This window comes from Paenalcaligenes niemegkensis (genome assembly GCF_022230885.1).
Lineage (GTDB): Bacteria > Pseudomonadota > Gammaproteobacteria > Burkholderiales > Burkholderiaceae_B > Paenalcaligenes > Paenalcaligenes niemegkensis.
This window is the reverse complement of record NZ_JAKGCT010000004.1, coordinates 1,560,678-1,576,494: the sequence shown is the minus strand read 5'-3', so window position 1 is coordinate 1,576,494 and position 15,817 is coordinate 1,560,678. Positions and strand designations below refer to the sequence as shown.

At 52.8% G+C, this 15,817-nt stretch carries 12 protein-coding genes and 2 pseudogenes; 11 read left to right on the top strand and 3 right to left on the bottom strand.

The genetic code is table 11. The features are described from left to right. The 7 genes and pseudogenes from L1889_RS11600 to gcvH all read left to right on the top strand — a co-directional run bounded on the left by L1889_RS11600 (position 1) and on the right by gcvH (position 10,012). Positions 1-1,769 (top strand): annotated as a pseudogene (locus tag L1889_RS11600) (autotransporter assembly complex protein TamA). A 64-nt stretch (positions 1,770-1,833) separates the two neighbouring features. Continuing rightward, positions 1,834-4,638, top strand: a complete 2,805-nt coding sequence (locus L1889_RS11595) for a translocation/assembly module TamB domain-containing protein (protein ID WP_238665249.1) — start codon at positions 1,834-1,836, stop codon at positions 4,636-4,638. Beyond that, a complete protein-coding gene (locus L1889_RS11590; RefSeq protein ID WP_238665248.1) occupies positions 4,560-5,261 on the top strand; it encodes a translocation/assembly module TamB domain-containing protein in 702 nt (233 codons plus the stop codon). The genes L1889_RS11595 and L1889_RS11590 overlap by 79 nt, the downstream gene beginning before the upstream one ends. 240 nt (positions 5,262-5,501) lie before the next feature. Beyond that, positions 5,502-6,065, top strand: a complete 564-nt coding sequence (gene dcd / locus L1889_RS11585; protein ID WP_238665247.1) for a dCTP deaminase — start codon at positions 5,502-5,504, stop codon at positions 6,063-6,065. Positions 6,066-6,075: 10 nt separating this feature from the next. Next, the gene (locus L1889_RS11580) at positions 6,076-8,334 is read left to right on the top strand and encodes an arginine/lysine/ornithine decarboxylase (protein WP_238665246.1); all 2,259 of its coding nucleotides are present in this window, start codon (positions 6,076-6,078) and stop codon (positions 8,332-8,334) included. A gap of 3 nt (positions 8,335-8,337) precedes the next feature. Next, a pseudogene (locus tag L1889_RS11575) lies at positions 8,338-9,560 on the top strand (BaiN/RdsA family NAD(P)/FAD-dependent oxidoreductase). A 71-nt stretch (positions 9,561-9,631) separates the two neighbouring features. After that, on the top strand, positions 9,632-10,012 hold the full coding sequence (gene gcvH, locus L1889_RS11570; RefSeq protein WP_238665245.1) for a glycine cleavage system protein GcvH: 381 nt from the start codon (positions 9,632-9,634) through the stop codon (positions 10,010-10,012). 35 nt (positions 10,013-10,047) lie between these two features. On the opposite strand, the gene L1889_RS11565 is transcribed toward gcvH, so the two are convergent. The 3 genes from L1889_RS11565 to L1889_RS11555 are packed head-to-tail and all read right to left on the bottom strand — an operon-like array spanning position 10,048 to position 11,803. Continuing rightward, positions 10,048-10,560 (bottom strand): dihydrofolate reductase, encoded by a 513-nt coding sequence (locus L1889_RS11565; protein ID WP_238665244.1) that lies wholly within the window; start codon positions 10,558-10,560, stop codon positions 10,048-10,050. Further along, positions 10,557-11,354, bottom strand: a complete 798-nt coding sequence (locus L1889_RS11560) for a thymidylate synthase (RefSeq protein WP_238665243.1) — start codon at positions 11,352-11,354, stop codon at positions 10,557-10,559. The genes L1889_RS11565 and L1889_RS11560 overlap by 4 nt, the downstream gene beginning before the upstream one ends. 26 nt (positions 11,355-11,380) lie before the next feature. Beyond that, a complete protein-coding gene (locus L1889_RS11555; protein WP_238665242.1) occupies positions 11,381-11,803 on the bottom strand; it encodes an OsmC family protein in 423 nt (140 codons plus the stop codon). A 401-nt stretch (positions 11,804-12,204) separates the two neighbouring features. Between L1889_RS11555 and L1889_RS11550 the strand changes: the two genes are divergently transcribed. The 4 genes from L1889_RS11550 to L1889_RS11535 are packed head-to-tail and all read left to right on the top strand — an operon-like array spanning position 12,205 to position 15,759. Further along, the gene (locus L1889_RS11550) at positions 12,205-13,866 is read left to right on the top strand and encodes a cbb3-type cytochrome c oxidase subunit I (RefSeq protein WP_238665241.1); all 1,662 of its coding nucleotides are present in this window, start codon (positions 12,205-12,207) and stop codon (positions 13,864-13,866) included. Positions 13,867-13,868: 2 nt separating this feature from the next. Further along, positions 13,869-14,465 (top strand): cbb3-type cytochrome c oxidase subunit II, encoded by a 597-nt coding sequence (locus L1889_RS11545; RefSeq protein WP_238665240.1) that lies wholly within the window; start codon positions 13,869-13,871, stop codon positions 14,463-14,465. A gap of 51 nt (positions 14,466-14,516) precedes the next feature. Continuing rightward, positions 14,517-15,101, top strand: coding sequence for a c-type cytochrome (locus L1889_RS11540; RefSeq protein ID WP_238665239.1), 585 nt, complete (start codon positions 14,517-14,519; stop codon positions 15,099-15,101). A 10-nt stretch (positions 15,102-15,111) separates the two neighbouring features. After that, complete coding sequence (locus tag L1889_RS11535; protein ID WP_238665238.1) at positions 15,112-15,759, top strand: SCO family protein; 648 nt, start codon at positions 15,112-15,114, stop codon at positions 15,757-15,759. Positions 15,760-15,817 lie beyond the last annotated feature (58 nt).

The window sequence follows — 15,817 nt, the reverse complement described above, 5'->3', positions numbered from 1 at the left end:
ATGTTTGTCCGCAGAGCTTGGCTCGTACTTAGCTTGTTGTTCAGTCACGGCGTGACTGCGGCTGCAGTTCCAGAGGTCATTATTGACCCGGGTGGGGTGGGGCCTGTCTCTTTGCGTTCGATTCACCGCGCCGTTGATGCCATTACCCGTCTTGCTGAAGACCAAGATCTTAGCGAGGTCTCCAGGCTTCGGCGGCGTGCGCATGATGCCACTGTTTCGGCGCTGCAGACGCAGGGTTATTACGATGCGGTGGTCACTCTTGAAGTGGGGCAACTCGGTGAGCAGGAAAGCTGGGATATTATTATCAAGGCGGGTGAGCGTACTGTCGTAGACAAAGTCGATTTAACGTTCAGAGGGCAAATTACCGACCCGGAGTTTAAGGTGCGGCTCGAAGGTCTGCGCACCGATTGGCCATTGCAGCAGGGCGAAATCTTCTTGAACGATAGCTGGGCCGATGCCAAGCAGGAACTACTGACCAATGTAAAAAGCAAAGATTTTTATTTTGCCCGTTACGAGCGTACTCGTGCCATTGTGCAAGCCGATGAGGCCAAGGCTGATCTCGAACTAGACGTACAGAGCGGGCCTCGCGTTCGTATGGGCGAACTCAACACTTCGGGTCTGAAACGGGTACCGCGCAGTCTTATTGACCGATATGTGCGTTATTCGCCGGGCGATCCCTATGATCAGGACAAGCTCGACCAATGGCAGCAAGCCCTGCAAAGCACCACCTTTTTTCGTGGGGCCTTTGTAACGCTTGATAGTGAACCGTCCCAGCAGAAAGTACGGGCAGATGGAGAAGTCGAAATTCCGGTCAATGTTCGGGTAACGGAAGCCCCCGCACGACGATTCACGGGTTCGCTGGGAGCTGATAGCGATCATGGTGTACGTGTTGAGGGTCTTTACCGACAAAATATTGTCTTTGGTCAGCCAGTCTGGACAGAAACCGGTATTGGTGTTGATAAAGATCGCCAGCGGTTTTTTCGGATTTGTATTTGCCCCCCACCATCAAAGGCTATCAAAGTAGCGTGGGCGTCTTGTTCCAGCATGAAGATATTCAGGGGCTGGACACGACTCGCGCGGCACTGGGCTGGAAGTTACGCCAAGAGCGTCAAAATAGAGACGGGGTTGATTACCAAACTGAATGGAGCGTGATTACCGCCTGGGACGAAACGAAAATTGACGGAGGGCCTCGCTACGAGGTGCCTTCGTTCATTGGTACATGGCAGTGGCTGCGGCGTAATGTCGACGATGTCTACGATCCTCGTAAAGGTAATCTGATTGACCTGGGGCTGGGCGCTGGTTTAACCATCGACAAACAAGAGCCGTTTTATCGGGCCGGAGTTAGGGCGCAGCACTGGTGGACAGTCAATGGCGATGATGTGCTCACACTCAGAGGTGAACTGGGCAAGGTGTGGACGAATACCGATCGCGTTCCGCCTGACTTCGGTTACAGAACGGGTGGAGCACGAAGCATTCGGGGCTATGGCTACCAGAGCATTGGAAGGCAGCGGGGCCGGGCGGTGATCGGCGCACCAGCCTTGGCAGTAGCCAGTATCGAGTACACCCATTACATCACCAGCACCTATGGCATTACAGGGTTTGTGGATGTCGGCGATGCGGGCGAATCCTTTGGCGATTTGACGCCACACCTTGGCTACGGGCTTGGTGCGGCCGTTCGTACTCCCGCAGGCCCTTTCTTTGTCAGCTTGGCCTACGGGCAAAAAGAGAAACGAATCCGATTGCACTTTAATTTAGGAATTGCGTTTTGAGCCGTCCCAAAAAAACTTTCTCCGGCGTTTTTTTATATGGCTCGGGCCACTGCTCGTACTGCTTGTGCTTACGGTCAGTGGTTTCCTGTATTGGCTGCTATCAACTGAAACAGGCGCCCAGTGGCTGATTCGTACTGCTGCACATCAACTGGACGGAGAAAGTCGGGACATTCGTGGCAACATCTGGGAGGGTTTGCAAGTAGGCAGCTTCGAAGCCAATTTACCTGATACCTCTATCTCGCTTAGCAATTTAGCGTTGCGTGTTGACTGGAAGGCTTTGTGGAACAGTCAGCTACACGTCCACGAGCTCTCGGTGGATCGTCTGTCCTTGCGCCTGGATGGTGAGTCTGAGCCGGATGGCGAGCCCTTCAAAATGCCGGCCTTGCCGGTCAGCATTCAGATTGACCGTCTGGCCCTGGGCGAGCTAAACCTTGTCCAGCAAGGTGAACCTTTGCCCATTACGGTGGCCGATCTGGTTGGCGACCTCACCCTCGGGGACAATCAGGGTATCGCCCACATTCATCATCTTGACGTTGGCTACGAAGAGATTCATGCACAAGCGCAGGCAACAGTGGTGTTGGATGCATTTGAGGCACCCTGGCCCATGTCCGCTGAGCTGCAGGTCAAGGCATACGGCACTAACGCCGACTCAATGCTGTGCGCCGACCGTTATTTGCCAGGTCTTAATGTAAGCACGCCGAAGGAAGTAGTGCCCTCCGGGCCCGCATCGACGCCGGCATCAGCATCAGCCACGCCTCCCCTTGAAACAGGGCAAGGGGAAGCAGACTTTGCAGAGCTTGAGCAGCTCATTGAAGAAACCAATACTGACGAACAGTATTGTGCCTTCAGCTTGCAAACGACAGTGCAAGGCTCTCTGGATTCCCTTCAGGTCGCTCTGGCAGGGGAAGGCCAGGGCATTTCTATCAATGGAAAGCTGAACGCGGCACCGACTGCAGCATTTCCGTTGCGTGATACTCAGATCGCAATACGCTTAGGCGAGGACACAGCGCTTGAGGTAGACCTGGACTGGGCTCAGGAAATCATCGACGGCACGGCCTTTGATCGGGTACGAGGCAGTTTGCATAGCAAGAATATAAATGTGGGGGCGTTGCTGGCAGACGAGTCCTTGCCGGCAGTTATTAGCGCTGATGGCACCTATGATGTGCTGTTATCCGAAGGCTTCACTCCACGTACGCTTAAACTGGACCTGGACATTGCCGAGCCTACGTCATGGAATCAGCAAACGCTGGCGGGCCATGCCAGGGTCGATCTTGACTTGCACGAGGTCGAGGCCGGTGTGCCGTTCTGGCTGGGTTATATCTTGAACGACAGCGATGTGTCGCTGCGTTTAGGCTCTAACCTGGTAGAACTCAAAGGGAAGCTGGGGCAGAGCGATGATCAGCTCACTATCAATATCGATGCTCCTGCATTAGCTCAGGTCAGCGAGGCTCTGTCAGAAATCGGTGCGCTGAACGCCGGGGGGACGGTTAGCGGCTCGATACTCAGGCACGTTGTCGATCTCAATGTAGAGTACGCCTTGACGCCGGAGAACACTGGCACGGTGGGGGAGGGTAAGGTTGAGGCAGCCGTGCAGGCCAGCGGCGAGTTTAGGCCGGCTTCTGATTCACAGCCCGCCCAGTGGAAAGGGTCAGTGTCCGAGCTTGTTGTTAACCACGCAGGCATTGCGGTGGCGGCCTTGGGGCCATTCGATTTGAGCCTGGCCCTTCCCACGCCTGATAAAGGCCTTTCATTGTCTGTGGCCCCGCTGCGTTTACAAACTTCGCTCGATAACCAGAACTGGTTCGTGCTGGACCACGGCGGATCCAGTTATGACGACGAGGGCTGGCAAACCCAAGGCAGTATCGACCCTATCGCTATTGCTCCCGCCAGAATCGCCTTGCTACGTAAAAAGCTGGGTATGGACGAGGTTCAGGAACAGCAAGGTGGCGTAAAAGATCGGCGAACCGCCCCAGCACCGCTGGCGGATTTGGTTATTGGCCTTGACTGGAACTTGAGCTTTAAACAAGCCTTGGCAGGGACGCTAAACGTAAAGCGTATCTCGGGCGATATCATGGTCCCGGCTGAACCTGCTTTTCCATTAGGTTTAAATGATCTCTTCCTGACGGTGAAGATCACGCCCGGCAGTGGTTCTAACAGTCAGGTAAACGCCAGCCTGGTGGCGGAAACGCAAGAGATGGGACGCATTGAAGGCAAAGTCGAGAGCATTTTGCGCTACAGTGCTGACCGGAGCTTTCATGTGCTGGAGTCTGACATAATCCAGGCGAACCTTAAAGCCGATATCGACGATCTGGGCTGGACCAGCCTGTTCTTGGGCGATGCCATGGAGCTTGGCGGTACCTTAGACGCCGACCTGAACCTTGAGCTGCGCACCAATGGCGACTTTACAAGTCAGGGTCACATACGCGGCGACAATTTACGCTTAACACGTCTGGATGATGGGATCCGTCTGTTGGATGGCACTCTTGAAGCTCGTCTGGATAACGATGTGTTTGTTCTCGACCGGTTGTATTTTCCGGCCGTGTTGCGGGTCGAGCCTAAAGAATGGCGCACAGCGACCTGGGTAAGTGAAGATCCCGATGCGCAAGGTGGTAGCCTCACGCTGACGGGGCAGTGGAATTTACGGGAATCTACCGGGCAGTTTGTAGCTGACCTGCACCGTTATCCTATTTTGCAGCGTGCCGACCGTTACGCCATGGTCACAGGCAAGCTAAATGCCAATATCGTATTGCCTCATATTGCGCTAAGCGGAAAGATCGTGGCCGATGCAGGGTGGTTCAATCTGGATATGCTGGGGGGATCCCGACTATCGATGGCGATATTGTCATTCTACGGGCAGGAGAAACCCTAAACGATGACGACGTCGAGGCCCCCACCGATATCACCATTGATCTTGATCTCGACCTGGGGAGACGTTTTTATTTAACGGGCTACGGTGTGAACTCCGGGCTGGTAGGTCAACTGCGGGTTTCAATGGCTGATGGTGCGCTTACGGGGGTAGGCGCGCTAAGCACCCGTGGAGGGGCAATAGAACAATACGGGCAGCGCTTGCAGCTGCGTCGCGGTACTATTACTTTCCAGGGCGACATCGCCAATCCTATCCTGGACATTGAAGCCTTAAGAACCGGACTTGCGGTACAAGCCGGTGTTAAAGTGGTGGGTACGGCACGCAAACCGAAGATTGATCTGGTTTCATATCCCGATGTAGACCATGTAGAGAAACTATCATGGTTGCTGTTTGGTCATGGCTCAGATGATTCATCAGGCGATATGGCGTTGCTATTTTCAGTGGGCTCATCGTTCCTGGGGGTGACGAGCCGTTTTACCGACAGTTTGGCATTGATGAAGTCGCGATGCGTTCCGGAGAACTGGGTAGTGCAGGTAGTATTTTGCCAGTCGAAAGTACCGTCAGCGGCCTCGATGCGTCTACCAGCGACGTCGAACGGCAGTTTTTACAGATCACCAAGCAGATAAGTGCTGATATTACCCTTAGTGCGCAGCAAGCCTTGTCCGATACAGGTACTGTTGGTCGTGCAAGCTATCGGCTTGCCCGCGGACTGACTGCTGAGGTCAGCGCAGGAACCGTTAATGGTTTAGCCTTGATTTATCGTTGGTTCTCCCGTGATGAATAAAACTATTACGACAAATTTGCGCTTTGCTGTCGCAATCTTCAATTAAGTGAATAAAATAGCGCCTTACGCTTAAGAGGTACCCATGAGTATTAAAAGTGATCGCTGGATACGCCAGCACTCAGAGCAAGGTATGATCGAACCCTTCGAGCCCGGTCAGGTCCGCTCTATCGATGGCCGTAAAATTGTCAGCTATGGCACCAGCAGCTACGGTTACGATGTACGTTGCGCTAATGAATTTAAGATTTTCACCAACATCAACTCCACTATTGTGGACCCCAAGAATTTCGACGAAGGCTCATTCGTTGATTTTGTGGGGGACGTCTGCATTATTCCGCCTAATTCGTTTGCCTTGGCGCGTACGGTCGAGTATTTTCGTATTCCCCGCGATGTGCTGACAATTTGTCTGGGTAAAAGTACCTATGCCCGTTGCGGCATTATCGTAAATGTGACACCGCTTGAGCCCGAGTGGGAAGGTCATGTAACGCTCGAGTTTTCGAACACCACTCCTTTGCCCGCAAAAATATATGCCGGAGAAGGTTGTGCACAGATGCTGTTTATAGGCGGCGACCAAGTCTGTGAAGTGTCTTACCGTGATCGTGGTGGCAAATACCAAGGTCAAACCGGTGTAACCCTGCCTCGCACCTAGGAGCTGTGGCATGAAATTTCGTTTTCCGATCGTCATTATTGACGAAGATTACCGTTCTGAGAACGCCTCAGGCCTGGGCATACGAGCATTAGCCGATGCCATAGAAGCCGAAGGAGTCGAGGTTCTAGGGGTCACCAGTTACGGTGACCTTAGTTCTTTTGCACAACAGCAAAGTCGTGCCAGTGCCTTTGTATTGTCAATCGACGACGAAGAGTTCGATGTCGACTCGCCGGAAGACGTTGCCGCTATCATCAAGAACTTACGTGCTTTTATTGGCGAGCTTCGTTTCCGCAACGAAGACATTCCTATTTATCTGTACGGCGAGACCCGTACATCCCAGCACATTCCCAACGACATTCTGCGTGAGCTGCATGGCTTCATTCATATGTTTGAAGACACGCCTGAGTTCGTCGCCCGGCATATTATTCGCGAGGCACGGTCCTACCTCGAAAGTTTGGCGCCACCTTTTTTCCGCGAACTCGTAAAGTATGCGTCAGACGGGTCGTATTCGTGGCATTGTCCAGGGCACTCAGGGGGCGTAGCGTTCTTGAAAAGCCCGGTAGGCCAAATGTTTCATCAGTTTTTTGGTGAGAATATGCTGCGCGCCGATGTGTGCAATGCGGTAGACGAGCTGGGGCAATTGCTTGACCATACTGGTCCGGTGGCCGAAGCTGAAATTAACGCCGCACGTATTTTTCATGCCGATCACTGCTTTTTTGTCACCAACGGCACCTCTACCTCGAACAAGATTGTCTGGCACGCGAACGTTGCCAATAACGATATCGTGGTGGTGGATCGCAACTGCCATAAGTCAATTCTGCACGCCATCACCATGACGGGTGCTATCCCCGTGTTTTTACGTCCTACGCGTAATCACCTGGGTATTATTGGCCCAATCCCGCTCGAAGAGTTTTCGCCAGAAAGTATCAAGCGAAAAATCGAGGCCAATCCTTTTGCCAGTTTGGTGCCGAATAAAACGCCACGTATCCTGACGCTCACGCAAAGTACCTACGACGGCGTCATCTATAACGTTGAGCAAATTAAAAATGAGCTTAGCGATACGCTTGAAACACTGCACTTTGACGAGGCCTGGCTTCCCCATGCGGCGTTTCACGAGTTCTATAAAGACATGCATGCCATAGGCCCAAACCGGCCGCGCAGCAAGAACACCATGGTGTACGCAACGCACTCCACGCATAAGATGCTGGCCGGACTGTCGCAGGCATCGCAAATCACAGTGCAGGATGCAGAAGAGCGCAAGCTAGATCGCAACGTTTTTAACGAAGCCTATCTGATGCACACCTCAACGTCACCCCAGTACGCAATCATTGCTTCCTGTGATGTGGCAGCGGCCATGATGGAGCCTCCGGGTGGCACGGCCCTGGTCGAAGAAAGTATCAAGGAAGCCCTGAACTTCCGACGCGCCATGCGCAAGGTTGACTCCGAGTTCGGTGATGACGACTGGTGGTTCAAGGTCTGGGGCCCCGATCAGCTGGTTAGCGACGGCATAGGACAACGCGAAGACTGGTTGCTTGAGTCAGGCGATGAATGGCATGGTTTTGGCGAACTGGCTGATGGTTTCAACATGCTGGATCCAGTCAAGGCTACGGTGGTCACACCAGGTCTGGATATTTCTGGAACCTTTGCCGAAACTGGAATTCCTGCTGCATTGGTTTCCAAGTACCTGGCCGAGCATGGCGTGGTGGTCGAGAAAACCGGTTTGTATTCTTTCTTCATCTTGTTCACCATTGGCATCACCAAGGGGCGCTGGAATACTCTTCTGACTGCGTTGCAGCAATTTAAAGACGACTACGACCGCAATCAGCCGCTATGGCGCATCTTGCCAGACTTCTGCAAGACCCAGCCCGGCTACGAGCAGTTTGGCTTGCGCGACCTGTGCCAGCGTATTCACGAGGTTTACCGCAAATACGACTTGGCCCGCTTGACCACCGAAGTGTATTTAAGCGATATGGTGCCAGCGATGAAGCCTTCAGACGCCTATGCCAAAATGGCTCATCGGGAAATCGAGCGTGTCACCATTGATGATCTTGAGGGCCGTGTCACGGGCGTATTGCTGACGCCGTATCCACCCGGTATTCCGCTGTTGATACCCGGCGAGCGCTTTAATCGCATGATTGTTGATTATCTGCAATTTGCACGCGAGTTCAATGCGCAGTTCCCAGGCTTCGAGACTTATGTGCACGGGCTTGCTCAGGATATCGATGATAGGGGCGATCTTCGCTACTACGTAGATTGTATTCGCGAGTAGTACATGGCAACTAGTCAGTACGACGTTGCCGTCATTGGTGCCGGAGCAGCCGGCATGATGGCGGCCAGCGTGGCCGGGCAGCGCGGTCTTCGTGTTGTATTAATCGACCACGCCAAAAAGTTAGGCGAGAAAATACGAATATCGGGCGGGGGCGCTGTAACTTTACGAATATTGGCACGACCCCTGCCAATTTCCTCTCTCAAAATCCCAATTTCTGTCGCTCAGCGCTTTCCGCTTATAGTCCACGCGATTTTTTGCAGTTGGTGAATACCTATCGCATTCCCTGGCATGAAAAACACAAAGGCCAGTTGTTTTGTGATGACTCATCCGAATCTATCATCGAGTTATTGCGCAGCGAATGCACTAAAGGAGCGGTTTCATGGCGCATGCCGTGTTCAGTCAATGCTGTGGCGGCCCTCAATGAAGGCTTCGAGCTGCAGACTTCCCAAGGGCTGATTCGCGCATCCGAACTGGTCGTGGCGTGTGGAGGCATGGCCATTCCGCAGCTGGGCGCTACTGATTTTGCGCTCATCCTGGCCCGCCAGTTTGGTCTCAAAATTATCGAGCCTCGCCCGGCGCTTGTGCCGCTGAATTTCGATAGCCAGCTCTGGAGCTCATTTTCGCCGCTCAGCGGGGTGGCAGCGGAGGTGCTGCTCTACAATCAGGACTCGACAAAAAAGCGCGTGGAATTTAGTGAGGATTTACTGTTTACCCACCGTGGCTTGTCGGGGCCAGGCATATTGCAAATATCCAGCTATTGGCAGCCGGGCGAACACATTATGATTGATCTGGCACCCAATGTGAATTTGCCTGCTGTGCTTGTGGCCGCCAAGCAAGGGAATCGTCAGCAACTGGCCACCGTGCTGTCTGAGCTCTGGCCTAAGCGTTTAATCGAGCAGTGGTTAGACGCTAATGAAAACATACCCAAGGGCCTGGCCCAGCAACGCATAGCCGATGTTCCAGATAAAACCTTGCGCAGCCTGGGCGAACAGATTCATCAATGGACTTTATATCCTGTGGGCACCGCTGGCTATAAGAAAGCCGAGGTCATGCGTGGCGGGGTGGACACCAAAATGCTTAATCAGAAAACCCTGCAGGCCAAAAGTATGAAGGGGCTGTACTTCATAGGTGAGGCTTGCGATGTGACGGGATGGTTAGGCGGCTATAATTTTCAGTGGGCGTGGGCCTCAGGTGTGGCATGTGGCCGCGCAGTGGGTGCTCAGTAGTTTTTATATATATCACGGTCACCTGTAGGCCTGACCACTCAGTTATTATTTTATCTTCTGAAGGTATTTCGATGAGTCTTCCTAACGATCGTACGTACGCTAAAACCCACGAATGGGTATTACCCGAAGGCGATTTATTGCTGGTAGGTATTACTGATCACGCACAAGAGCAATTGGGTGATTTGGTTTATGTGGGTGACTTTACAACCGGTGTGAAACTGGGCGCTGGCGATACGGCTGGTGTGGTTGAGTCGGTAAAAGCCGCTTCTGATATTTATGCGCCAGTGGCCGGCGAAGTGGTCGAGTTCAACACAGCCCTGACAGATCAGCCTGAGCTATTAAACACCAGCCCCTACGAGAGCTGGATTTTTAAGTTGCGCCCGACGTCAATGGCCGACATAGAAGGTCTTTTGGATGCTGATCAGTATGATCAGCAGAAAGACGATAACTGAGACCTTGGGCTTTTCGCTGAGTTATTACGGCTTATTCAGGTGTGCGGGGCTTTACGCTGGTATACCACGAAGTCATAGCGGTAGCCATTTTCTTCGGCTTGCGGCTGCCGTGCTGATTCGGTCCACAGTTCTGCTGCTAAGGCAGGGAAAAAGGTATCGCCCTCGATCTCAGCATGAATTTCAGTAGCGTAAATCTCATCTGCAATAGGCAGACCCAGTGCAAAAATTTGTTGTCCACCGATAATGCAGCAGATCTCAGTGCCACTGTCGGAGCAGGCTTGCAGGGCATCGTCGACTGAGCTGTAGACGGTGGCCCCTTGCGCCAGATAGCCCGGGTCCCGGCTAACCACCAAATTGAGACGGCCCGGCAGGGGGCGGCCGAGAGACTCCCATGTTTTACGCCCCATGATAATGGGGTGCCCAAGGGTAACCCGCTTGAAATGAGCGAGATCGGAGGGCAAATGCCAGGGCATGCTGTTGTCTTTGCCAATACAGCGATTGGCAGCGTAGGCGACTACCATTCGAATTTTAGGTTTGTGAGCGCTCATACGGCAACGGGTGCTTTAATGTGAGGATGTGGATCGTAATTTACGATCTCGAAATCGTCATAGTTATAATCAAAGATTGAATCAGGCTTGCGCTTGATATCCAGTTGCGGATAGGGGCGGGCTGTGCGCGAAAGCTGTAGCTCGACCTGCTCGAAGTGATTGCTGTAGAGATGGCAGTCGCCACCAGTCCAGATAAAATCACCGACCTCAAGATCGCATTGCTGTGCCACCATGTGCGTTAGCAGGGCATAGCTGGCAATATTAAAAGGTACTCCCAGGAAAATATCGGCGCTGCGCTGATAGAGCTGGCATGACAGCTTGCCTTCGGCCACGTAGAACTGGAAAAAAGCATGGCAGGGCGGAAGGGCCATATTGCTTATCTCAGCGACATTCCAGGCCGAAACAATCAGTCGCCTTGAGTCCGGATTGCTTTTTATCTGGTCGATAATCTGGGTGATCTGATCAATGTGGCCCCCGTCGGGCGTAGGCCAAGAGCGCCATTGGGCACCGTATACAGGGCCCAGGTTGCCGTCGGCGTCAGCCCATTCGTCCCAGATCGATACGTTATTGTCATTAAGCCATTGAATATTCGAATCACCTCGCAGAAACCAGAGCAGTTCGACAAAAATGCTTCGGGTATGTAGCTTTTTTGTGGTGATCATGGGGAAGCCCTGGCTTAGATCAAAACGCATCTGATAGCCAAAGACGGAGCGAGTGCCGGTGCCTGTGCGGTCGGCTTTAGTTACGCCATGCTCGTACACATGGCGCATCAGTTTTTCGTATTCGTTGTACATAAGGTAGGGCCTTGGCGCAAAGCGGTTTAAGCTTCGCGTATTTCAATAGATTTGGTAATTACCGCTGTTTTCCCTAGCATTGCCGTAGCAGAGCAGTATTTGTCATGTGAAAGGGAGACAGCCCGTTCGACGGCGCTTTCGAGCAGGTCTTTTCCAGTAACGACAAAGCTGAAGTGCAGCTTTTCAAATACTTTGGGATCGGTCGCAGCGCGTTCGCCCGCAACCCGCACCTGACACCCTGACACAACATGCCGGCCACGTTTCAAAATTAGCACAACGTCGTAGGCCGCGCATCCACCCGCGCCCGCCAGCATCATTTCCATGGGGCGGGGAGCGAGATTATGGCCACCGCCTTCGGGGGCTCCATCCATTGCGGTGACATGGCCGCTGCCCGTTGTTGCCACAAATAACATCCCATCAGGGCCGCCCCAATCAATAGTACATTCCATACGGTAGTCTCCTGAAAAGTTGATATTTGGAACAGGGAAGATCCAGCATTCCATTGTAGCGATTTTTTGCGGTCTGCCTGCGCTTGAGTACGTAGGGCATGTTGGGCAAATTACAACGACTGCAGGGATATGTTAGCAGTGTGCTATTTACAAGACGCGTCTAATGGTTCACCCTATATCAGTTTTGCGTTATCTCCGTATTGTCTTAAGTCAATAATTCCATATTTATCTAAGGGTAATTCTGGAGGTTGATGCTTAAATGTTTTAAGATTCCGATGCTTGCGGCCTTTAAGGTCGCTAGTCGTGTACGTCTATTTTCCTGCAGCACTGCTACCACCAACTTTCGTATTTGGTCCAGCTAGTTGCGTTATTTGCTTCACATTTACCAGACCTGGATCATTGTGAATACCGTATCCATACTGCTTTTAGCATTTATTCTGTCCGTCACCGGACTCTTCGTTTTCATTTGGTCGTTACGTTGGAGGCTTTTTGATCCCAACCCGCACGCTGCCGAAGAAATATTTTCCGAGGGCGAAGTTGGCCAGGTGGATGAACCGTCTGCAACGCCAGCGCAACGCCAGGCCCTGCAGGACGAAATGGGCCATCAGCCCGAACTTGGCGAGGCCGCTAAGCTTACGCTGACGCAAGAGCTGGCCGAGCGAATCGAAGCTGACCGTTCCTCAGCCCTCGTGGCCTTCATGTTCATTGCCTGTGCTGTCGTTTGGCTGGTCGTGGGATCGGCTGCTGGTCTGATCAGCTCCATCAAGCTGCATGCCCCTGATTTTATGGTGAGCGAAGCATGGACCACCTTTGGCCGCATGCGCACCTTGCACCTTAATATTGTTGCTTATGGCTGGGCGCCGATGGTTTCTTTCGGGCTGGCCATGTGGTTGCTGCCGCGGTTGCTAAAGACCAAGTTGATTGGCGCACGTTTCGCTATCCTGGGCGGTATGCTCTGGAACGCTGGTCTCATTGCCGGGCTGGGTAGTATTGCTGTGGGTATCAACGATGGGATGGAATGGCTGGAGATGCCATGGCAAGTTGATATTCTGCTTGTTGTAGGCGGGGCCTTAGCGGCTTTGCCGTTGGTATTTACCTTGCAGAATCGCCGTGTTGAGCACCTGTACGTGTCGATTTGGTACATGGGTGCCGCTTTGTTCTGGTTCCCGGTGCTGTTCCTGGTGGGTAATATGCCTGCCATTCACATCGGTGTGGAACAGGCAACGATGAACTGGTGGTACGGCCACAACGTCCTGGGCTTGTTCTTTACGCCTATGGCGCTTGCGGCAGTGTATTACTTTTTGCCAAAAATCATTGGCAAGCCTATTGTTTCCTATAACTTGTCGTTGCTCGGATTCTGGGGGCTGGCCTTTTTCTATGGTCAGGTGGGCGGTCACCACTTGATCGGTGGTCCTGTTCCGGGCTGGATGGTGACTCTGTCTATCGTACAGAGCATCATGATGATCATTCCGGTGTTGGCATTCTCGATAAACCAGCATCTGACCTTATCAGGACACTTCCGTACCTTGCTGCATTCGCCTACCCTGAGGTTTATCGTGCTGGGAGGAATGATGTATACGGTAAGCTCCGTACAGGGGTCTTTCCAGGCTCTGCGTAGCATCAATACCGTTGCTCACTTTACGCACTTTACGGTAGCGCACGCACACATTGGGCTTTATGGCTTCTTTACTTTGGTGATGTTTGGCGCAATCTACTACGTGATGCCCCGGGTGTTGTCGTGGGAATGGCCATATCCTAAATTGATTTCCTGGCATTTCTGGCTCGTGTTCGTAGGTTTCGGTATCTACGCCATCGGCCTGAGCATTGGCGGCTGGTTACAAGGGTTGTATATGCTCGACGCCACGCGCCCCTTTATGGATTCTGTAAATGTCACTATCCCGTATCTGCAGTCGCGTACGGTAGGTGGCAGTTTGATGACCATAGGACATTTGGTTTTCGCATTCCACTTTGTTGCCATGGCCTTGCGCCACGGTCATCGTCGTGTTGGCCCTGCGCTATTTCACGAAGATAAAGTTAGTGGTCATGTAGCGGGAGCCCAGTAATCATGAATAGCGAATACAAATTATTAGTGGGTGCCATGGTCACATTGGCACTGGCAACCTCAGCATTGGTCGTGGTGCCTCACCTGCAGGTTTCTAAGGTCGAGCCGCCCGAAGGGCTGAAGCCCTACACCTCAATCGAGTTGCGTGGACGTCAGCAGTATATTGTTAACGGCTGTGTGTACTGTCACTCGCAGCAGCCCCGAAGTCAGGCTCAAGCGCCTGACTTCCAGAGAGGCTGGGGACGTGCCTCAGTAGCAGGCGACTATTACTACGACAAGCCCCATCTGCTGGGCACCATGCGTACAGGTCCCGACCTGCTCAATATTGGCGCTCGTCAGCCTAGTGTTGACTGGCAATTAGGTCATTTGTATCAGCCCCGTGCCTACACGCCGGGAAGCAATATGCCTTCTTATCCGTATTTGTTCGAATTGAAGGACGAAGCGGAAGAGGGGGATAAAGTGGTTAATTTGCCGCCAGGCTTTGCGCCTGAGGCTAAAGTGGTGGTGGCCAAGCCCGAGGCACTTGATCTCGTGGCTTATTTGCTAGCGCTCGACCGTACTTATCCTATAACGCCTTCCTATGGCGAAATACGTGATTAATTCCAGGCTGCCCACGTGGCATCCTGATGACAGGGCCACCGGAGATGATGAATGACAGACAAGAATGAGATTCAAGCGCAATTGCGCGAAAAAAGTGACCCGCAAGAGCAGGGAATGCCAGTACCTATGGTGGTATTGCTGGTCATCGGTGCGTTGTTTATGTGGGGAATGTATTACATTTTCTCAAGTGACTTACGTAACAGCGCAGATATGGGCGACAACCGTGTTGCCGTTGATTTTAAGATTGACGAGAGTGGCATAGTAGACGGCGGGCAGCTGTACACAGCGCACTGTGTGGCCTGTCACCAGGCGACCGGAACGGGTGTGCCGGGCGTGTTTCCACCTATAGCCGGGTCAGAGTGGGTGGTGGGTAAACCTGAGATCCTTGCGCAAATCATGCTGCATGGGATTACGGGTGAAATAACCGTAATGGGCAATACTTATAACGGCGCCATGCCCCATTTTGACGACAAGCTGAATGATGCTGAAATTGCAGGGTTGATGAATCATTTACGTACGAACTTTGATAATGAGGCTGAAACAGTTGACGCCGCTTTTGTTCAGGCTCAACGAGAGGAAACTGCTGATCGTACTACGCCCTGGAACGGTGACGCTGACCTCGAAGCAATGAAGTAAGGGTAACCGGGTGCGTCTTTTACTTTCGGTGTTACTGGTGTGTGCAACAGCCTTTGCGGCTTTGTATCAGTTGACCGAGGGTTTTACTGCACTGACCGCCGAAACAGCACGTCGCAATAGCGTGGCTCATGAACCACGGACCTTGCCTGAAACCAGGGTGATAGCCCGTGATGCAACAGTGCAGTCGCTGGACTCGGTGCTTCGTGACGATGGGCGTACGCTCATCGTCAATTTTATTTATACGCGCTGTATCACTCTTTGCCTGGCGATGGGAAGCGAACTGCAGCAACTGCAGGCCGCTATTCTAGAGCGGGGGCTGGACACGGAAGTTCGTATTGTCAGCATTAGTTTTGACCCCAGCGATACGGCCGATCGGCTACAGCGTTATAGCCACTTGATGCGAGCCCAGACAGGCTTATGGGACTTTTACACCATTCAGGATGCCGAGCAGCGGGACAAGCTGCTTGAGGCCTTCGGAATAATCGTGATTCCCGCGCCCTATGGCGAGTTTGAGCACAACGCAGCCTACCATGTGGTTTCTTCCCAGGCGCTGTTGGGCCGTATTGTCGATTACGGCGAAGCAGAATACGCCCTGGCCTACGCTCTACAGCTTGCTCGTTCCGACACATCGTCCGCTGGGGCCCTCCACGCTGAGTAAGGCTGTGCATTTTCTGGCTGCCATTCTTCCCGTTGTATATCGGCGCCTGCTGAACCAC